Annotated in this window: 24 protein-coding genes; 11 read left to right on the forward strand and 13 right to left on the reverse strand. The window is 65.1% G+C overall.

Annotation, left to right across the window (positions count from 1 at the left end; all coding sequences use genetic code 11):
- Nucleotides 1–9 precede the first annotated feature (9 nt).
- The 4 genes from aroE to B3349_RS15995 form a co-directional block, all read right to left on the reverse strand.
- Nucleotides 10–867, reverse strand: a complete 858-nt coding sequence (gene aroE / locus B3349_RS15980; protein ID WP_291590215.1) for a shikimate dehydrogenase — start codon at nucleotides 865–867, stop codon at nucleotides 10–12.
- A gap of 123 nt (nucleotides 868–990) precedes the next feature.
- Nucleotides 991–1,851: an energy transducer TonB gene (locus B3349_RS15985; protein WP_291590218.1), complete on the reverse strand. Its 861-nt coding sequence runs from the start codon at nucleotides 1,849–1,851 to the stop codon at nucleotides 991–993.
- Nucleotides 1,848–3,923: a ribonuclease catalytic domain-containing protein gene (locus B3349_RS15990; protein WP_291590220.1), complete on the reverse strand. Its 2,076-nt coding sequence runs from the start codon at nucleotides 3,921–3,923 to the stop codon at nucleotides 1,848–1,850. The genes B3349_RS15985 and B3349_RS15990 overlap by 4 nt, the downstream gene beginning before the upstream one ends.
- Nucleotides 3,924–3,994: 71 nt before the next feature.
- Complete coding sequence (locus B3349_RS15995) at nucleotides 3,995–4,582, reverse strand: YqiA/YcfP family alpha/beta fold hydrolase (protein ID WP_291590221.1); 588 nt, start codon at nucleotides 4,580–4,582, stop codon at nucleotides 3,995–3,997.
- Between the two features lie 96 nt (nucleotides 4,583–4,678).
- On the opposite strand from B3349_RS15995, the gene rodA reads away from it, so the two are divergent.
- The 5 genes from rodA to B3349_RS16020 all read left to right on the forward strand — a co-directional run bounded on the left by rodA (nucleotide 4,679) and on the right by B3349_RS16020 (nucleotide 9,913).
- Nucleotides 4,679–5,851 carry a rod shape-determining protein RodA gene (rodA, locus tag B3349_RS16000; RefSeq protein WP_291590223.1) on the forward strand — a complete coding sequence of 391 codons (1,173 nt, stop codon included), beginning with the start codon at nucleotides 4,679–4,681 and terminating at the stop codon, nucleotides 5,849–5,851.
- A 137-nt stretch (nucleotides 5,852–5,988) separates the two neighbouring features.
- Nucleotides 5,989–6,324: a YegP family protein gene (locus tag B3349_RS16005; protein WP_066537844.1), complete on the forward strand. Its 336-nt coding sequence runs from the start codon at nucleotides 5,989–5,991 to the stop codon at nucleotides 6,322–6,324.
- 74 nt (nucleotides 6,325–6,398) lie between these two features.
- Complete coding sequence (tldD, locus tag B3349_RS16010) at nucleotides 6,399–7,859, forward strand: metalloprotease TldD (RefSeq protein WP_218333534.1); 1,461 nt, start codon at nucleotides 6,399–6,401, stop codon at nucleotides 7,857–7,859.
- Nucleotides 7,860–8,185: 326 nt separating this feature from the next.
- The gene (locus tag B3349_RS16015) at nucleotides 8,186–9,349 is read left to right on the forward strand and encodes a 3-deoxy-7-phosphoheptulonate synthase (protein WP_291590229.1); all 1,164 of its coding nucleotides are present in this window, start codon (nucleotides 8,186–8,188) and stop codon (nucleotides 9,347–9,349) included.
- Nucleotides 9,350–9,601: 252 nt separating this feature from the next.
- Nucleotides 9,602–9,913: a hypothetical protein gene (locus B3349_RS16020; RefSeq protein ID WP_283338524.1), complete on the forward strand. Its 312-nt coding sequence runs from the start codon at nucleotides 9,602–9,604 to the stop codon at nucleotides 9,911–9,913.
- 37 nt (nucleotides 9,914–9,950) lie between these two features.
- Here B3349_RS16020 and B3349_RS16025 read toward each other — a convergent pair whose 3' ends face one another.
- The 5 genes from B3349_RS16025 to B3349_RS16045 all read right to left on the reverse strand — a co-directional run bounded on the left by B3349_RS16025 (nucleotide 9,951) and on the right by B3349_RS16045 (nucleotide 15,730).
- Complete coding sequence (locus B3349_RS16025) at nucleotides 9,951–10,451, reverse strand: GNAT family N-acetyltransferase (RefSeq protein WP_291590230.1); 501 nt, start codon at nucleotides 10,449–10,451, stop codon at nucleotides 9,951–9,953.
- A gap of 116 nt (nucleotides 10,452–10,567) precedes the next feature.
- A complete protein-coding gene (locus tag B3349_RS16030) occupies nucleotides 10,568–11,662 on the reverse strand; it encodes a bifunctional nicotinamide-nucleotide adenylyltransferase/Nudix hydroxylase (protein ID WP_291590231.1) in 1,095 nt (364 codons plus the stop codon).
- A gap of 196 nt (nucleotides 11,663–11,858) precedes the next feature.
- The gene (locus B3349_RS16035) at nucleotides 11,859–13,568 is read right to left on the reverse strand and encodes an NAD+ synthase (protein WP_291590232.1); all 1,710 of its coding nucleotides are present in this window, start codon (nucleotides 13,566–13,568) and stop codon (nucleotides 11,859–11,861) included.
- Between the two features lie 55 nt (nucleotides 13,569–13,623).
- On the reverse strand, nucleotides 13,624–14,820 hold the full coding sequence (gene pncB / locus B3349_RS16040) for a nicotinate phosphoribosyltransferase (RefSeq protein WP_291590233.1): 1,197 nt from the start codon (nucleotides 14,818–14,820) through the stop codon (nucleotides 13,624–13,626).
- Between the two features lie 64 nt (nucleotides 14,821–14,884).
- Nucleotides 14,885–15,730: a cysteine hydrolase family protein gene (locus B3349_RS16045; RefSeq protein WP_291590235.1), complete on the reverse strand. Its 846-nt coding sequence runs from the start codon at nucleotides 15,728–15,730 to the stop codon at nucleotides 14,885–14,887.
- A gap of 153 nt (nucleotides 15,731–15,883) precedes the next feature.
- Here B3349_RS16045 and B3349_RS16050 point away from each other — a divergent pair, with 153 nt between their 5' ends.
- Entirely contained in the window at nucleotides 15,884–16,564 is a 681-nt protein-coding gene (locus B3349_RS16050; RefSeq protein WP_291590237.1) for an NUDIX hydrolase, read from the forward strand.
- Between the two features lie 62 nt (nucleotides 16,565–16,626).
- On the opposite strand, the gene B3349_RS16055 is transcribed toward B3349_RS16050, so the two are convergent.
- A complete protein-coding gene (locus tag B3349_RS16055) occupies nucleotides 16,627–16,800 on the reverse strand; it encodes a DUF1328 domain-containing protein (RefSeq protein ID WP_083520464.1) in 174 nt (57 codons plus the stop codon).
- Between the two features lie 193 nt (nucleotides 16,801–16,993).
- Nucleotides 16,994–18,178 (reverse strand): methionine adenosyltransferase, encoded by a 1,185-nt coding sequence (gene metK / locus B3349_RS16060; protein WP_291590242.1) that lies wholly within the window; start codon nucleotides 18,176–18,178, stop codon nucleotides 16,994–16,996.
- Between the two features lie 124 nt (nucleotides 18,179–18,302).
- Here metK and B3349_RS16065 point away from each other — a divergent pair, with 124 nt between their 5' ends.
- Together B3349_RS16065 and B3349_RS16070 are read left to right on the forward strand one after the other, a co-directional pair.
- Entirely contained in the window at nucleotides 18,303–19,166 is an 864-nt protein-coding gene (locus tag B3349_RS16065) for a lysophospholipid acyltransferase family protein (protein WP_291590244.1), read from the forward strand.
- Nucleotides 19,163–20,038, forward strand: a complete 876-nt coding sequence (locus tag B3349_RS16070) for a lysophospholipid acyltransferase family protein (RefSeq protein WP_291590248.1) — start codon at nucleotides 19,163–19,165, stop codon at nucleotides 20,036–20,038. Before B3349_RS16065 ends, B3349_RS16070 begins: the two co-directional genes overlap by 4 nt.
- Nucleotides 20,039–20,055: 17 nt before the next feature.
- Here the strand turns inward: B3349_RS16070 and B3349_RS16075 are convergent, their stop codons facing one another.
- Nucleotides 20,056–21,015, reverse strand: coding sequence for an alpha/beta fold hydrolase (locus B3349_RS16075; RefSeq protein ID WP_291590250.1), 960 nt, complete (start codon nucleotides 21,013–21,015; stop codon nucleotides 20,056–20,058).
- A gap of 48 nt (nucleotides 21,016–21,063) precedes the next feature.
- Nucleotides 21,064–21,810: a ribosome biogenesis GTP-binding protein YihA/YsxC gene (yihA, locus tag B3349_RS16080; protein ID WP_291590254.1), complete on the reverse strand. Its 747-nt coding sequence runs from the start codon at nucleotides 21,808–21,810 to the stop codon at nucleotides 21,064–21,066.
- Between the two features lie 75 nt (nucleotides 21,811–21,885).
- Between yihA and B3349_RS16085 the strand changes: the two genes are divergently transcribed.
- The 3 genes from B3349_RS16085 to ccsB all read left to right on the forward strand — a co-directional run bounded on the left by B3349_RS16085 (nucleotide 21,886) and on the right by ccsB (nucleotide 26,142).
- On the forward strand, nucleotides 21,886–22,509 hold the full coding sequence (locus tag B3349_RS16085; RefSeq protein WP_066537692.1) for a c-type cytochrome: 624 nt from the start codon (nucleotides 21,886–21,888) through the stop codon (nucleotides 22,507–22,509).
- Between the two features lie 136 nt (nucleotides 22,510–22,645).
- Entirely contained in the window at nucleotides 22,646–24,802 is a 2,157-nt protein-coding gene (gene resB / locus B3349_RS16090; protein ID WP_291590255.1) for a cytochrome c biogenesis protein ResB, read from the forward strand.
- Nucleotides 24,799–26,142, forward strand: a complete 1,344-nt coding sequence (ccsB, locus tag B3349_RS16095; protein WP_291590256.1) for a c-type cytochrome biogenesis protein CcsB — start codon at nucleotides 24,799–24,801, stop codon at nucleotides 26,140–26,142. The genes resB and ccsB overlap by 4 nt, the downstream gene beginning before the upstream one ends.
- The last annotated feature ends 47 nt before the right edge of the window (nucleotides 26,143–26,189 follow it).

The following is a 26,189-nucleotide window of genomic DNA, read 5'->3' on the forward strand; positions in this document are numbered from 1 at the left end:
GACCCGGGCTCAGTGGCCGGTTTCGGTGGCCAGCAGGGCGCGCAGTTCGGCCAGCACCTGGGCCGAAGGCGGACGCACACCGCGCCACAGCGCGAAGGATTCCGCGGCCTGTTCCACCAGCATGCCCAGGCCGTCGCGGCTCGTGGCACCGTGCAGCGCGGCCCAGTCCAGGAACGCGGCAGCGGCGGGGCCGTACATCATGTCGTAGGCCAGGCTGCCGGGGCGCAGCACCGTGGCCGGCACGGGAACGCCCGCACCTTGCAGGCTGGCGGCCGTGCCGTTGATGACCACGTCAAAGTTACCGTCCAGCGCCTGCTGCGCTTGTGCCTGCAGCACCACGTTCTGGCGTGCAGCCAGTTCCGCATGCTGGACGACCAGCGCTTCGGCCTTGGCTGCCGTGCGGTTGCAGACCACGATGCGGCGGGGTGACTGCTCCAGCAGCGGGCCGAGCACACCGGCCGCGGCGCCTCCGGCACCGATCAGCAGAATGTCCTTGCCGGCCAGTGCCACGCCGGCATTGCGGGTGATGTCGGCCACCAGGCCCAGTCCGTCGGTGTTGTCGGCATACCAGCTGCCATCGCTCTGCCGGGCCAGGGTGTTGGCCGCACCTGCCAGTGCCACGCGCGGGCTGTGCCGGGTGGCCGCCTGGGCCGCTTCCAGCTTGAAAGGCACGGTGATGTTGCAGCCCTGGCCGCCGGCGGCGGCGAAGCCCGCCAGCGCAGCGGCAAAGCCGTCCAGCGGCACCAGGCAGCGGTCGTACTGCAGTGCCTGGTCGGTCAGCGCGGCGAAGCGGGCATGGATCCAGGGCGAGCGGCTGTGGGCCACGGGGTTGCCCATTACGCAGTAGGAGTCAGGAGCAGCAGTCATGTGTGGGCGCTGGCCAACGGGCAGCGTGAAATCCGGAAAACAGGGCAGGGCCGCAGTGTCCGGGCAGGCATGGGGCGGCGGCGAAACGGCTGGGGTTCGCCGCGCAGCGGGGTGGTCTGCCGCTCACCGGACATCGGTCTGCAGCGTCTGGTCGCGGGTGAACTTGAAGCGGGAGACCACGGCGATCTGGTCGGCCTTGGCGCGCATGGCCGGGCCAAAGTGGCCGTAGGGGCCGGCGGCGCGGGCAATGGCCTCGGCACGGGTGTCGAGCTGGCGGTTGCCCGAGCCCTGCACCACTTCGGTGGCCAGCACCTTGCCGTCGTGGTTGACGGTCAGGATCATGGTCAGCTCGCCATAGAGTTTCTTGCCGGCCTGCTCAGGGAAATTCTCGGTGCCCTTGTCTTCCACCTTGCGGCGCAGCGCGTCGTAGTAGACCGCGTAGACCTCCTCGCGCGTGGCGGGGCTGATGTAGCGTTTCTTGGGGCGGGCGTTCTCTTCGTTGATCCGCTTTTCGATTTCGGCTAGCAGTTTGACCAGCTGCTGGCGGCGTTCCTGTTCCTGCGCCGCCTGCTTGCTGGACGCCTGCTGGGTCGGGTCCTGCTGCGGCAGTGTGGCCAGTTGCTTGCGCAGCTGGGTCAGCAGCACGCTCTGCTGCTGCTGCATGGCATCGATCTCGCGCTGGCGGTTCTCGAAATCATCGCCAATGGCCGTGATGGCCGAGTAGGGCATGGGGCTGGTGGCCCGGCCCTGGGCGGCATCGCCGCCGCCGGCCAGCGCCGCCTGGGCGATGGCCTGGGCTTTGTCCGGTCGCTCCTGGGTGTGGGCGTTGACCAGAATCACCTCCAGCGGGGTGTCCTGGAACACGCGGTTGAACTGCTCGGGCGCAACAAAGCGCACGCTCAGCAGCACCGCGTGGACGGCCACCGAGACCCCCAGTGCAATCGACAGGGGGGACAGGGAGCGGAGGGCGGCAGGCAGGGTCACGGAGCGGGATTATCGGCGCTGGCGCCTTCGCTGTCGTTCACATCCACGGCAATGGCGATCGGGCCGGCCACGTTGTCGTCTTCTTCCGACACCTCGTCCACCGGCGCGTCGTCGCTGGTGTCATCCGGGTCGTCCAGGCGTTCCAGCACCGTGCCGTGGATGTCCAGCGTGATCTCGTCGATCTCGCCCAGCTTCACGCGGATGCGGGCGCCACGTGGCAGGTTTTGCGCACCCAGAACCGAGATGACCAGAGGCAGCGTGTCGGCGCGCACCAGCATCCCGGCGGGGCCGTTGTCCTTGATGACTGCGGCTTCCAGTTCGGTGATGCCGTTCTGTTCCAGGTACTTCAGCGTCCAGAAGCGTTCCATGCCGGCCTGGTAGCCGTTGTAGGCACTGTAAGCGCCGTCAAAGCTGCTGATGATGCCGAACAGCTCGGCATCCTTGGGCTTGAACGGTGCCGCCAGGGCGGCCGTGGCGCCGTGGCGGGCGCAGGCAATGATCTGCCACTGGTTCACCAGATCGGTGTAGCGGCGCAGCGGCGAGGTGGCCCAGGAATAGGCTTTCACGCCGATGCCGGCGTGGGGCAGGGCCTTGGTGGACATGCGCACCTTCACGCCCGGCGCCAGGCTGGCCTGGCTGCGGTAGATGCCGGGCACGCCGTATTCGGCCAGCATCAGGCCCCAGCTGCTGTTGGCGACAATGGCGGCCTCGGCCACGATCAGGTCCAGCGCGGCACCGCGCTTGCGCACGGTGATGCTGACCTTTTCGCTGCCGTTGGGTTCGCCATCGCCATTGCCTTCCAGGCGGAAGGTGTAGTCGGGGCGCGAGAAGTTCTCGGGCTTGCCGCGCACCACTTCGCGCTCGGCCTTCAGGTGCCGCGCCAGCTTGTGCAGAAAGGACAGCTGGTCGCGCACGGCCAGCAGGTTGGCCGGGGTGTTCTCGACCTCGAGGCTGCTGTCGCTCAGCCATTCCTCGGTGACGATGTGGTCCAGCTTGTCGTGGCGGAAATTGGTCACCACCGGCACGCGTTCCAGTTTGGTCTCCTTGGCCAGCACCTCGAACGTGGTCTCGTCATAGGTCACATACAGCGACACGGCGGGGTTGGCACGGCCTTCGTCCAGCGTGTAGATGCGCACCACCTCGTCCGGCAGCATGGTGATCTTGTAGCCGGGCATGTAGACGGTGGACAGGCGGTTGCGGCCCAGCTTGTCCAGGTCGGAGCCGGGCTGGATGGCCAGACCCGGCGCAGCAATGTGGATGCCCAGCGTGACCTTGCCGCTGCCCAGGCCCTGGACGGACAGGGCATCGTCGATTTCGGTGGTCATCGAATCGTCGATGGAGTAGGCCCGCACATCGGCCAGCGGCAGATCGGCCGGCGGCTGGGGGGCGGTGATGGCCGGGAAGCCCGTGCCCTTGGGGAAGTTGTCGAACAGAAAGCGCTGCCAGTGGAACTGGTAGGCCGAGTCGATGGCTCCAGCCGTCTGCAGCAGGTCCAGCGGCGCTTTCTGGGCGTTGCGGCTGGCCTCGACCACGGCCTTGTACTCAGGGGCGTTCTTGTCGGGGCGGAACAGAATCTTGTAGAGCTGCTCGCGGATGGGCTGCGGGCAGGTGCCCGCCACCAGTTCCTGCGCCCAGCCGTCGATCTGGGCCTGGAGCAGCTTTTTCTTCTCGATGGCGGCCAGGGCCTGCTGCAGGATTTCGGCCGGTGCCTTCTTGAAACGGCCCTTGCCGGCGCGGCGGAAGTAGTGGGGGGCGCCATACAGCGCAAACAGCATGCCGGCCTGCTGGGCCAGCGGCGCGCTCTCGGAGAAATAGTCGCGCGCAATGTCGGCAAAGCCGAACTCTTCTTCGGGGGCGAATTCCCAGGCCAGGTCCAGCTCCACGGTGGCGGCAATGTCTTCGGCCTCGGACATCAGCGCTGCCGGCTCGGGCTTCTCGAACTTCAGCAGGATGTTGGCAGCCTTGACCTTGACCCGTTTGCCGGTGCCAAGCTCGATTTGGGAGGAGGACTCGGCCTCGGACAGGATACGGCCAGCCAGGAATTTGCCGGCGTCTTCAAACAATGCGTGCATGGGCGGCATTTTCCCATGCCGGCTTTGTCCTTTCGTCGCAGTGGCACCACGGGGGATGCCGGGCCGCCTGCTCAGGCCAGTTGCAGAAAGTCGCAGATGTCGGGGATATAGGCCTCGAAACCGCTGAGCGCATGGTCGCTGCCTTCGATGAGGATATGCTCGGCCAGCGGGTAGCGGGCCAGCATCTCACGCCAGTCCAGCAGCTCGTCGCCCTTGGCAAACAGGCCCAGTTCCCGCCCGGCCGGGGCCTTGCCGTGCAGGCCCAGGGCCTGCAGCTCGGAAATGTATTCGGGGCGGAAGAAAAAGCGGGTCTCCGGGTCGTGCCAGCTGCTGTGCTCGCCGATATAGCGCTCCAGGTCGCGGTCGGGGTAGGCGGCCGGGTTGATCAGCACGCTGGGGCAGCCCTTGAGGTGGGCCACCCAGCTGGCATAGAAGCCGCCCAGCGAGGAGCCGATCACCGCCATCTGGTCCGCCGGCCAGTCGCGCACGCCGTCGGCCACCAGTTCCATGGCCTCCCGGGGGGACGGCGGCAGCTGCGGGCACCACCAGTGCACGTCGGGGTGGTGGTGGTGCATATGGGCCGCCATGGCCTGGGCCTTGGCCGATTGCGGGGAGGAGCGAAAGCCGTGCAGGTACAGCAGGTGGGTGGTGGTCGCCATCCCTGCATGGTAGCCGCTGGGCCGTAGGGATGGATGACAGCCAGGGTGCCCCCTGGCCGGTGCAGGGCGCAGCCGCCCCGCGATAATGGCGGGCTTATGGCCGCCGAAATCGACAAACCTTCCCTGCTGCAGCGCTTTGTGCCGCTGTTTCGCAACTTCGACTATCCGTTGCTGCTGTGCGTGGGTTTGCTGGCGTGTATCGGTCTGCTGGCCATGTATTCCGCCGGCTATGACCATGGCACGCGCTTTGTGGACCATGGTCGCAACATGCTGCTGGCCGCCGGTCTGCTGTTCGTGGTGGCCCAGGTGCCTCCGCAGCGCATCATGCTGCTGGCCGTGCCACTGTATACGCTGGGTGTGGCCCTGCTGGTGGCCGTGCTGCTGTTCGGCATCACCAAGAAGGGGGCCACCCGCTGGGTGAATGTGGGGGTGGTCATCCAGCCTTCCGAGCTGCTGAAGATCGCCACGCCGCTGATGCTGGCCTGGTGGTTCCAGATGCGCGAGGGCCAGCGCCGGGCCATGGACTTTGTGATCGCCTTCGTGCTGCTGCTGGTGCCCGTGGGCCTGATCATGAAGCAGCCGGACCTAGGCACCTCGCTGCTGGTGATGGCCGCAGGGCTGGCGGTGATCTTTTTTGCCGGGCTGTCCTGGAAGCTGATCGTGCCGCCGGTGGTGCTAGGCGTAGTGGGCATTGCGCTGATCATCTGGAACGAACCCACGCTGTGCGCCGATGGCGTGAGCTGGTACTTTCTGCACGATTACCAGCGCACCCGGGTGTGCACGCTGCTCGATCCTACGCGCGATCCGCTGGGCAAGGGGTTCCACATCATCCAGGGCATGATCGCCATCGGCTCCGGCGGCGTCTGGGGCAAGGGCTTCATGGCTGGCACGCAGACCCACCTGGAATTCATTCCCGAACGCACCACCGACTTCATCTTTGCGGCCTTCTCTGAAGAGTTCGGGCTGCTGGGCAACAGCCTGCTGATCATCGGTTTCCTGCTGCTGGTGTGGCGCGGCCTGGCGATTGCCATGCACGCCAACACGCTGTTCGCGCGCCTGATGGGCGCGGCCGTGGCCATGATCTTCTTCACCTACGCCTTTGTGAACATGGGCATGGTCAGCGGCATCCTGCCGGTGGTGGGGGTGCCGCTGCCGTTCGTCAGCTACGGCGGCACGGCCATGGTCACGCTGGGGCTGGCGCTGGGGGTGCTGATGTCGGTGGCGCGCCACCAGCGCAATGTGCCCAAGGAAGTCGGCTCGCGTTTGTGAAGGATTGCCAGGACCGGTGACAGGCTCTTGCCTGCCGCGATGGGCTGGAGTACAACTGGCAGGCCGCCGTGTCGGATTTCTCTGGTGGGAAGTTCGCACGGCGGTTTTTTCATGTCCAGTTGTGAGGAGCAATGCCCATGGCCGCCAAATTCGCCCTGAAAAAGACCTCGAACGGCAAGTTCAGCTTCAATCTGCTGGCCGGCAATGGCCAGGTCATCCTGACCAGCGAGGTCTATGAGGCCAAGGCCAGTGCCAGCAACGGCATTGCCTCGGTGCGCAAGAACGCAGCCGATGTGGCGCGCTTTGACAAGCTGCAGGCCAAGGACGGATCGCCGTACTTCACCCTCAAGGCCACGAACGGCCAGGTGATCGGCCAGAGCCAGATGTATTCCAGCGAGTCGGCGCGCGACGCCGGCATTGCCTCGGTGCAGGCCAATGCGCCGGAAGCGGCGCTGGACGACCAGACCGCCTGACACCACGGGTGCCGTACGGCGCCCAGCGGCCCGTTTAGAGGCGGGGGCATGGTGGCTTGCCTACAATGCTTGCCATGATCTCCCGCGAACCGACCATCGAGCGCCTGGCCACGGCCCGGCAACTGCTGCTTGAACCTTTTGGGCTGGACGAGCGCCACCTCGGCGCTGCGCTGGCCGAGATCCGCGCCCACCAGGTGGACGACGCCGACCTCTATTTCCAGTACACCCGCGCCGAAGGCTGGAGCCTGGAAGAGGGCATCGTCAAGACCGGCTCTTTCTCCATCGACCAGGGCGTGGGCGTGCGTGCGGTCAGCGGTGAGAAAACCGCTTTCGCGTACTCCGACGATATTTCCGAAGCCTCGTTGCTGGACGCAGCGCGGGCCGTGCGCGCCATTTCCTCGGCCACACAAAGCCGCAAGGTGCGCATCCCCAAGGCCAAGATCGCGCCCAGCCGCACGCTGTACGCCGGTCTGGACCCGATCGCGTCCATGGACAGTACTGCCAAGGTGGAGCTGCTGGGCAAGGTCGAAACACTGGCCCGTGCCAAGGACCCGCGCATCGTGCAGGTGATGGCCGGTCTGGCCAGCGAGTACGACGTGGTCATGGTGGCTCGTGCCGATGGCACGCTGGCCGCCGATGTGCGCCCGCTGGTGCGTCTGTCGGTGACGGTGATTGCCGAGCAGAGCGGCCGCCGCGAGGTGGGGTCGTCCGGCGGTGGCGGTCGCTTCGGCCTGGCGTACTTCAGCGACGAGCAGATTGCCCAGTACGTGGACGAAGCCGTGGACCAGGCCCTGGTCAACCTGGAATCGCGCCCCGCGCCGGCCGGCATGATGACCGTGGTGTTGGGCTCGGGCTGGCCGGGTGTGCTGCTGCACGAGGCCGTGGGCCATGGCCTGGAAGGCGACTTCAACCGCAAGGGTTCCAGCGCCTTCAGCGGGCGCATCGGCCAGCGCGTGGCCGCCAAGGGCGTCACCATCCTGGACGACGGCACGCTGACCGACCGCCGCGGTTCGCTGAACGTGGACGATGAAGGCTGTCCTTCGCAGGCCAATGTGCTGATCGAGGACGGCATCCTGAAGGGCTATATGCAGGACGCGATGAACGCCCGCCTGATGGGCGTCAAGCCCACCGGCAATGGCCGCCGCGAAAGCTATGCCCACCTGCCCATGCCGCGCATGACCAACACCTATATGCTGGGTGGCGACAAGGATCCGCAGGAAATCGTCGCTTCCATCAAGAAGGGCCTGTACGCCACCAACTTCGGGGGCGGCCAGGTGGACATCACCAGCGGCAAGTTCGTGTTCTCGGCCAGCCAGGCCTACTGGGTGGAAAACGGCAAGATCCAGTATCCCGTCAAGGGCGCCACCTTGGTGGGCAACGGTCCCGAGTGCATGAAGAAGGTCAGCCTGATCGGCAACGACATGCGCCTGGACAGCGGTGTGGGCACCTGCGGCAAGGAAGGCCAGAGCGTGCCGGTGGGTGTGGGCCAGCCGACCATGCGCATTGACGGACTGACGGTGGGTGGCACCGCTTAATTGTTGAAATTTCGCAGGATTCCTGCGCAGTTCGCGAAAAACGCTGCACCGTGCAAACGGTGTGGCGTTTTTTATTGGGTTTTTCGGAATTTTCCTGCGTTGAGTGGTGGGGCGGGTGTTGCGCTGCCGCATGAGCGGTGCTACATTCAACCGCTATGCAAGTACGCAGCGCTTTCTATTTTTACTTTTGGTTCTCGGTCCCAGGCGGATGAGAGGCAAGCGCTCGCACACACGAACACCTCCCAAAAAACCGCCGAAGCTGAAAAGCCCGGCGGTTTTTTTTCACCCCTTCACTTCCACACATCCAACAGGACCACGAGGCTGACATGAACGCTCACCACACCTCCTCCGGCGACGCTTGGTATCGCTCTGTGCAAAAGACTGAAAAGACTGGCCAGACCGACGACGAACGCATTGAGGACATTACCGTGTTGCCCCCTCCCGAGCACCTGATCCGCTTCTTCCCCATCGACGGCACAGCCGTGGAAACCCTGGTGAGCGGCACCCGCAACAGCATCCAGCGCATCATGCGCAACCAGGATGACCGCCTGCTGGTCATTGTGGGCCCCTGTTCCATCCACGATCCCGCCGCCGCACTGGAGTACGCCCGCCGCCTGGCCGTGGTGCGCGAGCAGTACAAGGACCGCCTGGAAGTGGTGATGCGCGTGTACTTCGAAAAGCCCCGTACCACCGTGGGCTGGAAGGGCCTGATCAACGACCCCTACCTGGATGGCAGCTACCGCATCGACGAAGGCCTGCGCATTGCGCGCCAGCTGCTGATCGACATCAACCGCCTGGGCGTGCCGGCGGCCAGCGAGTTCCTGGACGTGATCTCGCCCCAGTACATCGGCGATTTGATCAGCTGGGGCGCCATCGGAGCCCGCACCACCGAAAGCCAGGTGCACCGCGAGCTGGCCTCGGGCATCTCGGCGCCCATCGGCTTCAAGAACGGCACCGACGGCAATATCCGCATTGCCACCGACGCCATCCAGTCCGCCAGCCGTGGCCACCACTTCCTGTCGGTGCACAAGAACGGCCAGGTGGCGATCGTCAACACCTCGGGCAACCCCGACTGCCACGTCATCCTGCGCGGTGGCAAGACCCCCAACTACTACGCTGCCCATGTGTCCGCCGCCTGTGCCGATCTGGAAAAGGCCGGCCTGCCGGCCACGCTGATGGTGGACTGCAGCCATGCCAACAGTTCCAAGCAGCACGAGCGCCAGAAGGACGTGGCCGCCGACATCGCCGACCAGATGCGTGGCGGCTCGAACCAGATCTTCGGTGTGATGCTGGAAAGCCACCTGGTGGCCGGCGCCCAGAAGTTCACCCCGGGCAAGGACGACGCCTGCGCTCTGGCCTATGGGCAGAGCATCACCGACGCCTGCATCGGCTGGGACGACACCTTGTCCACGCTGCAGGTGCTGGCCGACGCCGTCCAAGCCCGCCGCAGCGTGCTGGCGGAGGCCGAACAGGCCTTGGTGGCGGCCTGAATGTAGTGGGGGCGACTTTTGCTCTGAAAAACAGAGCTTCATCCGCCCGTGCAACGCTGATTTCCATCAGTGATTGCCCTGAAAACAAGGAGTTGCCCATCCAGGCGGCTCCTTTTTTCATGGACACTGCGCACACACCATCCGGGCCGTGTTCCGACCGTCTGGCGCCGGTCAGGTGCCGGTGCCGGGCTGAGGCCATGGCGGGCGCAAGAGCGTCCACCCTCCCCGATCTGTGAGAACGAAAGGCGCAACATGCAGCACGAAGTCATCATCAACCTGGCTGCGGGGCAGGAGCTCCGCATCGACCTGACCCATGTGCCGGCGATGGCGAACGAAGACGGCCGCCGCTGGTTGGACGAACAGTTCACCGCACTGGAGTGCGAACCGCTGCGCCCCAGCGGCAAGGTGCTGCTGGCTGACAAGGTGCTGGTGGTGGCCCGTGCCGGCCAGCGTCAGCTGCAGGGCGATGCCGTCTGGCGCGAGACCTTCGGCCGTGCGGCCGCTGCGGTGCTGCAGCGCCCGCTGATCCGTGTGGATGTGCCGGGCATGGCCGTATCGTTCTGACGGCCCTGCCGGATTGCTGTCTGGCGCCCCGGAGGAATCAGAGTGCCGGGGCTTGCGGGCCGTGGGCCAGTTGCTGCAGGGCTTCGCCCGTCATGCGGTAGCGAATCCATTCGCTCTGGGGCTTGGCGCCCAGGCTGTCGTAGAACGCAATGGACGGGGTGTTCCAGTCCAGCACGCTCCACTCGAAACGGCCGCAATCTTTTTCCAGTGCGATCCGGGCCAGGTGCTGCAGCAATGCCTTGCCAGCGCCCACGCCGCGTTGCTGGGGCGTGACGTACAGGTCTTCCAGGTACAGCCCATGCTGGCCCTGCCAGGTGGAATAGTTGAAGAAGTAGATGGCAAAGCCGATGGGGGCGCCGTCCAGCTCGCAGATCAGGCCATGGACGGTAGGCTGCGCAGCAAACAGCGTGCGGTGGATGTGTGCCGGGGTGGACTGCACCTCGTGCTCGGCTTTTTCGTAGATGGCCAGCTCGCGGATGAAGCGCAGGATGGTGTCGGTATCACCGATGGCGGCCGGGCGGATGTTCAGTTGGGACATGGAAAAAAGAGGAAAGAAATAGCTGCGTGCGCAGATGGTATCTGTGCATGCAGCTATGAAATTGAATGGGGTTTTAAGGCCTGTCGGCCCTGGGGGCGGGCTGGATCGCCCGCGCTTCAGGCGTGCAGCGGCTGCACCGGCATTTCCCAGCCGGCAAAGCGCTCCATGCAGCGGCGCACCACATGGAAGTGGTCTTCGAAGAACTGGGACTCCATGGACGGCAGGTCCTGGATGGGAACCCAGCGGGCCAGGGCCGCATCGTCGCCGCCGGTGACGGCGGGCAGAGCGGTGCCTGGGGCATCGCCCAGGTCCAGTGCATGCACATGGGTGATGGTGCGCCCGCGGAGGCTGCGGTCCGGGTGGTCAAACACTTCCACGCCCTGCAGCCGCTCGCGCAGCTGGGCCTCGCTCAGCGGGAACAGGGTTTCCTCCTGCAGCTCGCGCAGGCAGGACTGCCACAGCGTATCGCGCGGCTCCACAAAACCGCCGGGCAGGGCCCACAGGCCTTTGCCGGGGCGGTGGCCGCGCTGCACCAGCAGCAGGTGCTCGTTGCAGCGCACAAAGCCATCGACCGTCACAAACACCGGGGGGTAGGGCGCGCTGGACCAGGCGGCCTGGTAGCCCCGGATCATCTGCCACTCCTGCTGGATTTCCGCGTACTGCGGCGTGCGCGCCCATTCCTGCAGAAAGCGCAGCACGGCGGGCGGCACCTGGGTCTCCAGTGCGGGCCACAGCGCGGCCAGTTCGGCAGTGGGTGTGCCCAGGTAGGCATCGCGCACGGGGGTGGCGTCAAAGTTCCCCTGGCGCGGCAGGCTGGCCAGCTCCCAACCGGGAAAGCGCGCCAGGTAGTCGCTGCTGACGTCCTTGAAATGGCCCACCAGCGCAATGCGGCCCCCCGGCGGTACCAGGGCCTGCACGCCGGCACGCACGGCTGCCACCCAGCGGGGCTCGTCGTAGAAGTCGCGCATGGGCAGGCAGCGCACGCGGGCCTGGTCGGCGTTGGGCAGGGAGGCCTGGATCAGCGCGGCGCGCTCCTGCCAGGTGAAAGGGTTCTTGGGGCTGCGCGCCTGACCGGCGCTGCCCAGCACCACCACCACCTGCTCGGCACGCGCCAGTGCCTGCTGCAGCAAGGCCAGGTGACCGTTGTGAAAAGGCTGGAAGCGCCCGATCAGCACGGCGGTGTGGGGAGCGGCTTTCGGTGCGGTGGTCATGGCAGGGTCTCCAGGGGCGTTGCAGCCATGCCCATCACGGTGGAGGGCGGCTGCAGAGGCGGTCTCGTTTGGGTGCTATTTTCGGTGCAGTTGCAGTCTGCTGGCGCACGGGCTGCTGCAATTTTGATAGATGATTGCGCAGACCGGAATGGGGCTTTTACCCCATCCTGGCGCGGCAGGCGATCCAGCAAGGCGGTCATGCGCTCCAGTCATAGCTGGCCGCAATCGGCATCTGCCGGCCGCTGCCGAACGCACGCTGGCGCAGGCGGATGACCGGGGGGGTCTGGTGGCGCTTGTATTCGCTGCGGTGCAGCAAATGGCGGACTTTCTCGACCATGGCCTTGCCTTCGGGCGTGGCCTGCAGCATGTTCACGGTCTCCTGCGCCGCCAGATGCTCTGCGGCGGACAGGCCGTTGCCTTCGATCAGCAGCTTGAGGATGGCGTCCAGCAGCGTATAGGGGGGAAGGTTGTCCTGGTCGGTCTGTCCCGGCGCCAGTTCGGCCGATGGCGGCTTGTCGATGATGGTCTGCGGAATCACCTCGCGGCCATGGGCTTCGTTGATGTGGCGTGCCAGCGCAAACACCTCGGTCTTGTACAGGTCGCCCAGCAGGCCCAGGCCGCCATTGGTGTCGCCATACAGCGTGCAGTAGCCGACCGACAGCTCGGACTTGTTGCCGGTGGTCAGCAGCAGGTGGCCATAGCAGTTGGAGTACTCCATCAGCACCGTGCCGCGCACGCGGGCCTGCAGATTCTCCAGCGTCAGCCCCCCCAGCGGTTCGCCAAAGCTGGCCTGGAACTGCTGGGCAAATGCATCGACTTGGGCGGCAATGGGGTGGTGGATCAGCTCCACGCCCAGGTTGCGGCACAGGGCGATGGAATCGTCCACCGATCCGCTGCTGGAAATGCGGCTGGGCATGGTGATGGCGGTCACGTTCTCCGGCCCCAGCGCTTCGGCGGCCAGGGCCAGGGTCAGCGCGCTGTCGATGCCGCCGCTGCTGCCCACCACCACCTTGCGAAAACCGCAGCGCCGGGCATAGTCACGCAGGCCCAGCCGGGTCTGTGCGCGGTAGAAGGCCATGGTGGACAGGCCTTGCGCGGGCACCGGCCGGGTGGGAGTGCCATTGCCGAGGGAAAAACAGCCGCGTTGCAGTTGCAGCGTGGTGATGTGCTCGGCAAAGCGCTCGGCCTCGAACACCACGCCGCTGGCGGGCTCGATGGCAAATGAGGCACCGTCGAACACGATCTGGTCATGCCCGCCCACCTGATTGACATAGACGATGGGCAGGCCGTGGCGGCGTGCGGCGGCGCTGAACACCTGGTGGCGCTGTTCGCGCCGGCCCACGTTGGAGGGGCTGGCATTGATGCTGACCACCACGTCGGGGGCGGCGTCGGCCATGCGTTCGAACGGGTTCACGGCATAGTCGCTGCCGCTGTCGTTCCAGCCGTCTTCGCAGATCAGAAAGCCCACCTGGGCATCGCCCACGCGCAGCACCTTGGCCACATCGCGTCCGGGCTCAAAGTGGCGGCGCTCGTCAAAGATGTTGTAGGTGGGCAGCAGCTGCTTGTCGTACTGCAGCTTGACCTGGCCGTCCTGCAGTACCAGCAGGCTGTTGTGCAGGCGCTTGCCCGGGCCGTGGGCGGGCGTGGGGGCGCCCACCACCCAGCACAGTCCGGGCCACTGGCGCGTGGCGGCCAGCAGCTCCTGCAGGCCGCGCGCACAGCGGGCCAGAAAGGCCGGCTCGTCCAGCATGTCCTCGGGGTAGTAGCCGCACAGCGACAGCTCGGAAAACACCACCAGGTCTGCCTGGGCCTCGTGGGCTTGGCGTGCGGCCGTTTCCATCTTGCGCAGATTGCCGGAGACGTCGCCCACCGTCATATTCAGTTGGGCCAGGGTGATGCGCAGCATGGAGGACTCCTTGAAAGCGGGGATTCGGTGCAGGGGCGGTGTCGGTGGCCGGCGTTCAGGCCGCGGCAGGGATGTGGAACACCTGGCGCAGGTAGGCGAGGTAGGTCTCGTCTTCGCACAGCGTCTTGCCCGGCGTGTCGGAGATCTTGGCCACCGGCTGGCCGTTGGCGCGGGTGAGCTTCATCACAATGTTCAGCGGCTGCAGGCCCACATCGTTGGTGAGGTTGGTGCCGATGCCAAAACCCAGCTGGATGTGCGGGGCGAAGTGGCGCCACAGCGCCAGCGCCTTGTCCAGGTCCAGCCCGTCGGAGAACACCAGGCGCTTGCTGTGGGTGTTGATGCGCAGCGAACGGTAGTGGCGCAGGGCTTTCTCCCCCCACTCGAAGGGGTCGCCCGAGTCGTGGCGCAGCCCATCGAACAGCTTGGCGAAGTACAGGTCGAAGTCTTCCAGGAAGGCGTCCATGCCCACGGTGTCGGTCAGCGCAATCCCCAGGTCGCCCCGGTATTCCTGCACCCAGTCTTCCAGCGCGGCCTTCTGGAAATCGCGCAGGCGCACCCCTTGCGACTGGTAGCTCTGCATGTATTCATGGGCCATGGTGCCGATGGGCGAGATGTCCAGATCGCGCGCCAGCAGCACGCTGGAGGTGCCCTTGAACCACTGCGGCACCTCGCGTGCCAGGGTGCCGACCACTTCGCGCTGCCAGGTGCCGGAAAAGCGCCGGCGCAGGCCGAAGTCCGACACCTCGAACGGGTGGGCCAGCGTAGGGCCGCCCTTCAAGGCGCGCATCTGGTCGATCTTGGCCTGCAGGCGCCGGCGCCCTTCCTCCAGCGTGCCGGGCTGCTGCAGGCGGCGGAAATACAGCTCGTTGACGATGCACAGCACCGGAATCTCGAAGCCCATCACATGCACCTGGGGGCCATGGGCTTCGATGGACAGGCTGCCGTCGGCCTGGCCTTTGATGGTGATGAAGTCCCGCTGGTACTGAAACAGGCGCAGGTAGTCGATGAAGTCGCTCTTGATGTAGCGCAGGCTGCCCACGTAATCCAGCTCGTCCTTGGTGAAGCGCAGATCGCAGAGGTGGTCGATTTCGGCGCGCACCTCTGCTTCCAGCTCGGCCAGCGGAAAGGCCGTGGCATTGCGGCAGGCAAAGCGGTACTCGGCGGTGGTCTGGGGGTTGCGGTGCAGCATGGCCTGCCACATGGTGAACTTGTACAAGTCCGTGTCGAGCAGGCTGGTGATGATGGGCGTCATGCCGTTGTCTCTTCAAAAATGGGAGCTCCTGCCGTTGATGCAGGCGGCTCCTGAATCTAATTTCTTATAAACCGAATGCAGTGCTGCTGGTGCAGCGTACACCCAAGTCGCGCATCTGCTGCACCAGGCCATCGTGCGCGGCCTCGAAGCCGGGCACCGGGCTCATGCAGTCGGTCAGCAGCACCAGGCGGTCGGGGGCCATGCCGCTGTGCTGCACGATGTGCTCGACGGTGGCGCGCACGCAGTGGCTGCTGGCCTCGCCGGCGATCACCACGGTGTCGAAGGCAGCCAGGTGGGTGAGCAGGGCGCGGTTCAGGCCGGTGCCGGGGTCGTGCGGATCGGGCACTTCGGCACGGATGGCGCTGTAGTGCTCGGACCAGGGATTCATGCCCTTGAACACATGGTGCACGGCGCGCTGCTGCGTGGCCTGCCAGTGGCGGCAGGCCTGCAGCATATCGGCATGCACGCCATGGCCCCAGCTACCGATCTCGCAGTGCAGCGGCCAGACCATCAGGGTGTAGCGGCCTTCGGCTTCCAGCGCGTCCAGATAGTGCAGCACGCGGGGCAGGGCGGCGGCATCGCGCGGCGTGAAGTCGCCGGCGCGCACCTGGGGGGCGGTGATGGGGGTGAACGGGGCCACGGCGCTGCCATCGCGCTGCTGCCAGAACGCGGGGTGGGCCACGTCGTAGGCCTGGTGCGAGTCCAGCGTGATGGTGATGCCGTCCAGCCGTGCACCGTGGCGGTCGATCCAGCCGGCCAGGCGCTGCATATCGGCATGGGCCCCGGCAACCGGCAGCGCAGGGCCGGTGGCGGCGGGCCTGCCCTGCAGCGCGGCAGGCCACCAGGCCGCAGGCAGATCGCAGAAATCGTTTTGGGGGTCGATGACCAGCAACTGGGTCGTGGATGCCATGGTGTCTCTCCTCGTTGCGGTCAGTGTAACCCTGTTAAATCAATTTTGCAACTAAGTAATTGAGCGGAGGTTTGGGTACAGTCCTGCGAGTTATAAATAGGAATTGGATGACTTGCAGGCATACTGTGGTGTAAAAAAGGACTTAGTATCGCAATGAATCAAACAAAGGCGCCATATCCGCAGGTACTGGTCAGCGTGGACACAGTGGTGCTGACGCTGCAGGACGATGCGCTGCACGTGGTGCTGGTGCGCCGCAGCCAGCCGCCGTTCGAAGGTGTCTGGGCCTTGCCGGGCGGCTATATCCATGCCCAGGAAGACGCCGATGCACAGGACAGCGCCGTGCGGGTGCTGCGGGACAAGGTGGGCATTGCGGGTGCCTATCTGGAACAGCTGGCCACGTTCAGCGGTCCGGCACGCGATCCTCGTGGCTGGTCGGTGGCCATTGCCTATTGCGCCCTGGTGTCCAGCGCCCAGCTGCCGCAGCATGACGGGGTGAAACTGGTGCCGGTGGCGGCCTTGGGCCAGCTGCCGTTCGACCACCATGCCATCGTGGCGTCCGCGCTGGCGCGGGTGCGCAACAAAAGCCAGTACTCCTCGCTGCCTGTGCACCTGTGCGGCGAGACGTTCACCTTGCCCCAGCTGCAGCAGGTCTATGAAGGCATCCTGGGCGAGCCGCTGAACAAGGTCAGCTTTCGCCGCAAGATGGATGAAATGCAGCTGCTGGAAGCCGTCCCCGGTGCAATGCGCAGCGGTGGCGCCCACCGCCCGGCCCAGCTGTACCGGGTGCGTGCGCCGTTCCAGCAGGCGCTGGCGCTGAGCGTGCGCGGGCTGTAGCAATGCTTGCCGGTCGTGAAAAAGCCTGCGCAAGGCAGGCCGGGTGGAGAGCGGGAGGGCTGCTAGGCGACTGCACCTATCCCCAGCAACGCCAGCACCACAAAGATGACGGCGACCACGATGAAGATATAGAACAGGATCTTGGCGATTCCGGCCGCGCCGGAGGCCACGCCGGTAAAGCCCAAGACCCCGGCGACCAGCGAGATGATGGCAAAGATGATGGCCCACTTCAGCATGTGCGCACCTCCTAGGTAGTTGACGATGGACCCAGGGTAGACCGATTCGGTGACGACCGCGTGCAGGGCAGGGCTGCAATCCGGGTAGGCCAAGGACGACAGTGGTGGTGCCCCAGGCAAGGCGGTGCATGCCCGGGCCGGGCATGAAAAAAGCCAGGCAGAGCCTGGCTTGGGAGGGCGTGGTGCCGAAGGATTACTTCAGGCCGGCAGCGGCGCGCAGTTCGGCCGCCTTGTCGGTACGTTCCCAGGTGAATTCCGGCTCTTCGCGGCCGAAGTGGCCGTAGGCCGCGGTCTTGCTGTAGATGGGACGCAGCAGGTCCAGCATCTGGATGATGCCCTTGGGGCGCAGGTCGAAGTGCTCGGCCACCAGCTTGGAGATCTGGTCGTCGGGGATCACGCCCGTGCCCTCGGTGTACACGGTGATGTTCATCGGGCGGGCCACGCCGATGGCGTAGGCCACCTGCACCTGGCACTGGCGTGCCAGACCGGCGGCGACCACGTTCTTGGCCACATAGCGGGCGGCGTAGGCTGCCGAGCGGTCCACCTTGGACGGGTCTTTGCCCGAGAAAGCGCCGCCGCCGTGGGGGCAGGCACCACCGTAGGTGTCCACAATGATCTTGCGGCCGGTCAGACCGCAGTCACCTTGCGGGCCGCCGATGACGAAACGGCCCGTGGGGTTGATCAGGTACTTGGTGTTCTGCAGCCATTCGTTGGGCAGCACGGGCTTGATGATCTCTTCGATGATGGCCTCGGTGAACGATGCCTTCATCTTGGTCGAGGTTTCCGACTGGTCGGGGCTGTGCTGGGTGGACAGCACCACGGTGTCGATGCTGTGGGGCTTGCCGTCCACATAGCGCATGGTCACCTGGCTCTTGGCGTCGGGGCGCAGGAAAGGCAGGCGGCCATCCTTGCGCAGCTGGGCCTGGCGCTCCATCAGGCGGTGGGCGTAATAGATGGGGGCGGGCATCAGCTCGGGCGTTTCATCGCAGGCGTAGCCGAACATCAGGCCCTGGTCGCCGGCGCCGATGTTGAGTTCGTCGTCGCTGGCCTTGTCCACGCCCTGGGCGATGTCCTGGCTTTGCTTGTCATAGGCCACCAGCACGGCGCAGCCCTTGTAGTCGATGCCGTAGTCGGTGTTGTCGTAGCCGATGCGCTTGATGGTGTCGCGGGCCACCTGGATGTAGTCCACGTTGGCACCGGTGGTGATTTCACCGGCCAATACCACCAGCCCAGTGTTGGTCAGTGTCTCTGCCGCCACGCGGCTGTAGGGGTCTTGGGTGAAAATGGCGTCCAGAATCGCATCGGAAATCTGGTCCGCAACCTTGTCGGGATGGCCTTCCGAGACGGATTCGGAGGTAAAAAGAAAATCGTTCGCCATTGAATAAACTCCTGTTCTAGCCGATTGCGTTGCTCGGCCAAAGGAGTCGGGCGAACGCTTTAGCAGTTTTGTTTTACGTCGCCCTGCAAGTTGCTCTGTTAACTCGGCGACAGCCCCTATTCTAATGCTTTCCCTGTTTCGCATTTTTTCCGCACTGCCTTTGGGCCTGCTGCATGCCGTCGGCGCTGCCATGGGCTGGCTGGCATGGTTGCTCTCGCCCACCTACCGGCGCCGCTTTCTGGCCAACACCGCCCAGGCGGGCTACCGCTTCGGCGAGGTGGCCGCGGCGGTGGGGCATGCCGGCCGCATGGTGTTCGAGTCCCCACGCCTGTGGGTGCGCACCACCCAGGTCAACACCATCCATGGCGCCGAGGTGGTGGAGCAGGCCTGGGCGCGCGGCAAGGGCATTCTGTATCTGACGCCGCATCTGGGCTGCTTCGAGCTGTCGGTGCAGGCCGCCGCGCAGCGCTGGTCGGGGGAGCATGGGCCCATCACCATCCTCTACCGTCCGGCCAAGCAGGCCTGGCTGGCCGAGCTGATGCTGACGGCGCGCAACCGCGCTGGTATCCATGCCGTGCCCACCAATCTGTCGGGGGTGCGCCAGATGATCAAGGCCCTGCGCAAGGGCGAGGCCGTGGGCCTGCTGCCCGACCAGGTGCCTCCGGACGGCCAGGGACAATGGGCGCCGTTCTTCGGCAAAGATGCCTACACCATGACGCTGGCCGCCCGCTTGGCGCTGCAGACCGGCGCCACCGTGGTGCTGGCGCGCTGCGAGCGCCTGTCCTGGGGGCGGGGATTTGAATTGTTTTTTGAGGAAATGCCGGTGCCACTGTCTGACGAGCTGGGGGCTGCCGTGGTGCAGATCAACCAGGCCATGGAGCACACCATCCGCCAATGCCCGCAGCAGTATCTGTGGGGCTATGGCCGCTACAAGCTGCCACGCAAGGAAGCCGTGGCCGAAGCAGCCGCGCAGAAAGCCGACGCATGAACTGGAGCAAGCTGGGTATCGGTCTGATGCATGTCTTGGCCACACTGCCGCTGCCGGTGCTGCGCGGCATGGGACGTGGACTGGGCAATCTGCTGTTTCTGCTGGCGCGCCCGCGCCGCAAGGTGGCACTGCGCAATTTCGAGCTGTGCTTTCCGGAGGTGCCCGAAGCCCAGCGCAAGGCCTGGGCCAGGGAAAGCTTTGTGGTGTTCTGCCAGACCTTTCTGGACCGCAGCTGGCTGTGGTTCGGCTCCGAGGCGCTGGTGCGCAGCAGGGTCAAGCTGGTGGGGGCCACGCACGAGCTGGATGGCGATACGCCGACCATCGTGTTTGCCCCCCATTTCTACAGCATGGATGCCGGCGGTCTGGCACTGCCTTTGAACACCACGCGCGAATTCACCTCCATCTTTGCCACCAACCCCAATCCGGTGCTGGACGACTGGTTCATGACCGGCCGCCAGCGTTTTGGCAATGTGAAGATGCTCAACCGCGCCGATGGCGTGAAGCCCATCATCCAGTGCCTGCGCAAAGGGGGCTTGCTGTACCTGCTGCCGGACATGGACTATGGCCGCAACGATTCGGTCTTCGTGCCGTTCTTTGCCGTGCCGGAAGTGGCGACCATTCCCTCGCTGTCGCGCTTTGCCCGGCTGGGCAAGGCCAAGGTGGTGGCGTTGTACAACCGCATGACGCCCGAGGGCTATGTGGCTGAGCTCACCCCCGCCTGGGAGCACTTCCCCACCGATGACCATGTGGCCGACACCGCCCGCATGAACCGCGAGCTGGAAGCCGCCATCCGCACCATGCCGGCCCAGTACTACTGGGTGCACAAGCGCTTCAAGACGCGGCCGGAAGGCCAGCCTTCGCTGTACCGGTGATTCAGTGACTCAGTAACTCAGTAATCCAGAGGCAGATCGGCTGCCGATGCACTCTGGGTCGGTGCGGGCGCCGTGCGGTGGGTGAGCGCGGACAGCAGTAGCTGGTGCAGGCTGCGGATCACCACCGCGGGCTGCTCGTGCACCAGCCAGTGGCTGGCACCGGGCACGGGTTCCACCGTCAGGTGGGGCACCCACTGCTCCAGACCGTTCAGCAACTCGGGCCGCAGTGCCACATCGTCCATGCCCCACAGCACCTGGGTGGGCACGGGGGTGCTCAGCAGGCTGTCGGGCAGCTGGAGCTGCTGGATGCTGTGGTCCGCCTCCCGCGGCGGCACCAGAGGGCTTGCGCTGTAGTAGTGGCAGGCCGTGGCCAGTGACTGCTGCCAATGTGCCAGGTAACGGGCCTGCAGTTCGGGTGTCAGCCAGTCGGGCAGGGCGCCGGCGGGTGTGCGAAAGAAGGCCCACAGCCGCCGTGCGCCATCGGCCAGCAGCTTTTCGGCTGCATCGGGGCGGCGCAGAAAATGCATGTACTGGCTGGCCGCCTGCTGGGCCGGGTTGTGCTGCAGCTCGCGCAAGAACGTGCCAGGGTGGGGGGCGTTGATGATCAGCAGCTGCTTCAGCAGCTGCGGGTGCTGGATGGCCAGGTTCCAGGCCAGTGCACCACCCCAGTCATGGGCGATCACGCAGGCTGCTGGCTGGCCCGGGCTTTCGCGCGCGATCAGCTCCACCAGGTCCTGTACCAGGGTTTTGGGACGGTAGGCCGCCACATCGGCCGGCTGGCTGGAGTGGCCGTAGCCGCGCAGGTCGGGCGCCACGCAGCGCCACCTGTCGGAAAATGGCGTCATCACGCCATCCCAGATGAAGGCCCCTTCGGGAAAGCCGTGCACAAACAGCAACAGGGGTTTCCCAGGGGCTCCGCAGGCCCTGCAGTCCAGTGTGATGCTCTGGGGCAGGTGATGGCGGATGGTTTCGATCATGGCACCTCCGTGAGTTGGCACCATATTCCCCAAAGTGCGGTGCGGCGTCTATGCGGTATTGCGCGGGCTGGCGCTGTCCGCCGCCGGGGCGTCTGCTGCAGGAGCCTGTGTGGCGGGCGCCAGACCTTCGGGGTGGCACCAATGCCATAGCAACTGGGCCACATCGTCCACGCCTTGCTTCTTGAGGGCAGAGAACAGGCGCACCTCGCCACCACCGGCATTGAGCTTGGTGATGGACAGCACCTTGGCCTGTTCGGCGCGGGTCAGCTTGTCGGCCTTGGTCAGCAGCACCAGGAACTTCAGGCCCTGGGCCACGCGCGGGCGCAGGGCGTCCAGCAGGGCTTCGTCCAGTTCGGTCAGGCCCAGGCGGGGATCGCACAGCAGCACCACGGCGGTCAGGCTTTCGCGCTGAATCAGGTAGTTCAGCATCACCTGCTGCCAGCGCTGTTTGTCCGAGCGCGACACTGCGGCATAGCCATAACCGGGTAAATCGGCCAGCACGGCGTCGGTCACGCCCTGTTTACCCAGGGAAAACAGGTTGATGTGCTGGGTGCGGCCCGGTTTCTTGGACGCGAAAGCCAATTGCTTTTGTTGCGTCAAAGTATTGATGGACGTGGATTTGCCCGCGTTGGAACGGCCCACGAAGGCAATTTCGGGGACGGTAATCTCGGGCAATTGGTGGAGTTGGGCGGCGGTTGTCAAAAACCGTGCCGTATGCATCCAGCCCATGGCCTGTTTGGGATCAATCAACGCAGTTTCTTGACCCGCAGCAAAAGCGGGATTGATGTTGGTCATGGGGTATATCTATGCGAAAGGGCCTCATTGTAGAATCCAGAGGTTTCGCGCATATATAACCAGACCCTCGATCTTATGAAGCTGCTTGCCTCGTTGCTGACGGCTGCCGCATTGGCAGCACCCGCTCTTTCGGCCTTTGCGGCCGGTGAAACTTCCGCCAAGCCAGATCTGGCCAAGGGGGAGGCTAGCTTTACTGCCGTCTGTGCTGCCTGTCACGGCGCGGATGGCAATTCGTCTATTGTCGCTAATCCTAAATTGGCACACCAGCATCCAGAGTATTTGGTCAAGCAGCTGCAGGAGTTCAAGAACGACAAGCGCGCTGACCCGGTGATGAAGGGCTTTGCCAGCACGCTGTCTGATGGCGACATGCAGAACATTGCGGCCTGGCTGGCCAAGCAGCCCGCCAAGCCCGGTTTCGCCACCGACAAGGAACTGGTCACCCTGGGCGAGCGCATCTACCGCGGCGGCATTGCCGACCGCAAGGTGGCGGCCTGCGTGGGCTGCCATAGCCCCAATGGCGCCGGCATTCCGGTGCAGTACCCGCGCCTGTCGGGTCAGCATGCGGACTACACCGTCAAGCAACTCCAATCCTTCCGAGATGGTGTTCGCAAGAACAGCCCGCAGATGAAGGATGTCGCTGCTAAGATGAATGATCGCGAAATCAAGGCGGTGGCCGACTATATTGCCGGCCTGCGCTGATGCCAGGCTGCATGGCACACCAAGGTGTCGTGCATGCAGGGAACTAGCCGCCCAAAAATAAACCCAAACAGGCGGGTCCATCCACACAAGGGATGGCCCCGCCTGTTTTGCTTACGCGCCGTGTTGTGTGCTCCCCATGTCTGAATCCTCTCCCAGCGCCCGCTCCGACCAACGCTCGCATGTCCTGCGGTCGTTCATGGAGTTGTTGGCATCGATGCGCTTTGCCATTGCGCTGCTGACCATTATTTGTATTGCCTCGGTGATCGGTACCGTGCTCAAGCAGCACGAGCCGCTGGTCAACTACGTCAACCAGTTCGGCCCGTTCTGGGCCGAGTTGTTCCTGGCCATCAAGCTCAATGCGGTCTACAGCGCCTGGTGGTTTCTGCTGATTCTGGCGTTTCTGGTGACCAGCACCACGCTGTGCCTGATGCGCCATGTGCCCAAGTACCTGGCCGACCTGCGCAATTACAAGGAAAACATCCGGGAGAAAAGCCTGCAGGCTTTCCACCACAAGGCCCAGAACACCCTGGCCGAATCGGCCGATGCGGCGGCCCAGCGCATTGGCGGCATGCTGGCGCGCGGCGGCTGGAAGGTGAAGCTGCAGGAGCGCGACACCGCCGATGGCAAGGGCTACATGCTGGCGGCCAAGGCCGGGGCCGCCAACAAGATCGGCTACATCGCGGCGCACAGCGCCATCGTGCTGATCTGCCTGGGCGGTCTGCTGGATGGCGACATGGTGGTGCGTGCCCAGATGTGGTTTGGCGGCAAGACGCCTTACACCGGCGCGGGCCGCATTTCCGATGTGCCCGCCCAGCACCGCCTGTCGCTGAACAACCCCACGTTCCGCGGCAACCTGATGGTGGCCGAAGGCACGCAGGCCGGCACCGCCATCCTGAGCCAGTCTGATGGCGTGCTGCTGCAGGAGCTGCCGTTTGCGGTGGAGCTCAAGAAATTCATCGTGGAGTACTACTCTACCGGCATGCCCAAGCTGTTTGCCAGCGAGGTGGTCATCCATGATCGGGAAACGGGCGCGCAGCTGGAAAAGCGCATCGAGGTGAACCACCCGGCCAGCTACAAGGGCATCGAGATCTACCAGTCCAGCTTTGATGATGGCGGCTCCAGCGTGAAGCTGCGCAGCGTGCCGTTTGTGGCTGGCTCCAAGCCGTTCGGCGTGGAAGGCATCATCGGCAGCAGCACCCAGCTGGAGCAGGTGGGTGCGGCCAAGCAGATGGCGCTGGAGTTCACCGAGCTGCGCACCATCAATGTGGAAAATTTCGCCGCCCGCAAGAAGGCCGGTGACGCCGCCGTGGATGTGCGCAAGGTGGATTTGCGCAGCTCCATCGAGTCGCGCCTGGGCGCGGGCCACAAGACGGCCACCGAAAAAGAACTGCGCAACGTGGGCCCCAGCATCGGCTACAAGCTGCGCGATGCCTCGGGCCAGGCGCGTGAGTACCAGAACTACATGCTGCCCGTGGACATGGGCGAAGGCGTGCCGGTGTTCCTGCTGGGCGTGCGGGAGACGCCGGCCGAGCCGTTCCGCTTCCTGCGGGTGCCGGCCGATGACCAGGGCAGCATGGACGGTTTCATGCGCCTGCGCGCCGCCCTGCAAGACCCGGCGATGCTGAAGGAGGCGGTGCAGCGCTATGCCCTCCAGGCGGTGGCGTCGGACCGTGCGGACCTGCGCGATGCGCTGGCCCAGTCGGCCCTGCGTGCGGTGACCCTGTTTGCTGGTACGCCCGCAGCGGACGGCAAGCCCAATGGCGGCCTGCAGGCCATTTCGCAGTTCATGGAAGCCAGCGTGCCCGAGTCCGAGCGCGACCGCGCCAGCGAGGTGCTGATCCGCATCCTGAACGGCGTGCTGTTTGACCTGGCGCAGCTGTCGCGCGAAAAAGCAGGCCTCAAGCCGCTGGAGCCGGGCGAGCAGACCCTGTCCTTCATGACGCAGGCGGTGTTCTCGCTCAGCGATGCGCAGTTCTACCCGGCGCCCATGGCCTTCATGCTGGAAGACTTCAAGCAGGTGCAGGCCAGCGTGTTCCAGGTGGCACGGGCCCCCGGAAAGAACATTGTCTACCTGGGCTGCTTCTTCCTGATTCTGGGCGTCTTTGCCATGCTCTATGTGCGCGACCGCCGCCTGTGGGTGTGGCTGGCGCCGGCAGGCCAGGGCAGCCAGGCCACGATGGCCCTGTCGACGAACCGCAAGACCATGGACACCGACCGCGAGTTCGCCCAACTGGCTGAGAAATTAATAGCAGCACCCGCTGCCACTGCAAACGCTACGGAGCGATCAGTATGAATACCGCAACCCCCACGACCACGACCATCTCCCTGAACGAAGGCTTTCTGGCCAAACGCAACTGGATGGACTGGGTTTTTGCCGTGCTGGCCTTGGCTGGCGGGCTGTTTGCCTTCCAGCGCTACGGCGCGTTCATGGATGGCTATGAAAAGGCGATCCTGATCGGCACCATTCCCTGTGCCGTCTGGCTGGGCTGGTTCTGGCGTCCGCTGCAAAAGCTGATGGTGGCAGTGGCCGCGCTGGCATTGCTGGGCATCTGGCTCTACCAGGGCGCCGACGGGGCGGCGCACATCGACCGTGCAGATGCCGTGTTCGGCCTCAAATACTTCCTCTCCAGCCAGTCCGCGATCCTGTGGATGTGCGTGCTGTGCTTCATCGCCACGGTGTTCTACTGGATCGGCCTGTTCGCCAAGGGCGAGCGCGACACCATGGGCATGCTGGGCTCGCGCATTGCCTGGGTGGCCGTGACCATGGCCCTGGTGGGCACCATGGTGCGCTGGTACGAAAGCTATCTGCTGGGTCCGGACATCGGCCACATCCCGGTGAGCAATCTGTACGAAGTGTTCGTGATGTTCATCTGGATGACCACGGTGTTCTATCTGTACTACGAACAGCAGTACAACACCCGCGCCCTGGGCGGCTTTGTGATGCTGGTGGTCAGCGCGGCCGTGGGTTTTCTGCTCTGGTACACCGTGGTGCGCGAGGCGCATGAAATCCAGCCGCTGGTGCCTGCCCTCAAGAGCTGGTGGATGAAGCTGCACGTGCCGGCCAACTTCATCGGCTATGGCACGTTCGCCCTGGCAGCCATGGTCTCGTTCGCTTACCTGATCAAGCAGCAGGCCGAGGAGACCAAGTGGTACAAGCTGGCGCCGCTGTGGCTGTTGGGCGTGGCCCTGTGCTTCGAGCCGCTGGCCTTCCGCCAGAGCCAGGCCACGGGCAGCAGCTACTGGCTGGTCTATTTCGGTATCTCCGCACTGATTGTGGGCGCCATCCTGGCAGCCCGCAAGCCCATTGCCGCGCGCCTGCCGGCCTTCGAGATCCTGGACGATGTGATGTACAAGTCCATCGCCGTGGGCTTTGCCTTCTTCACCATCGCCACGGTGCTGGGTGCGCTGTGGGCGGCCGAGGCCTGGGGTGGCTACTGGAGCTGGGACCCCAAGGAGACCTGGGCGCTGATCGTGTGGCTGAACTACGCGGCCTGGCTGCACATGCGCCTGATGAAGGGCCTGCGCGGCACGGTGTCGGCCTGGTGGGCCCTGGTGGGCCTGGCTGTCACCACCTTTGCCTTCCTGGGGGTGAACATGTTCCTGAGCGGCTTGCACAGCTACGGCGAGCTGTAAGTCGCGGGCCGTGGTGGCCCCACTGCAGAAAAATGCGGAGTGCCTGG

This window comes from Comamonas sp. UBA7528, assembly GCF_002479375.1.
Taxonomy (GTDB): domain Bacteria; phylum Pseudomonadota; class Gammaproteobacteria; order Burkholderiales; family Burkholderiaceae_C; genus Comamonas.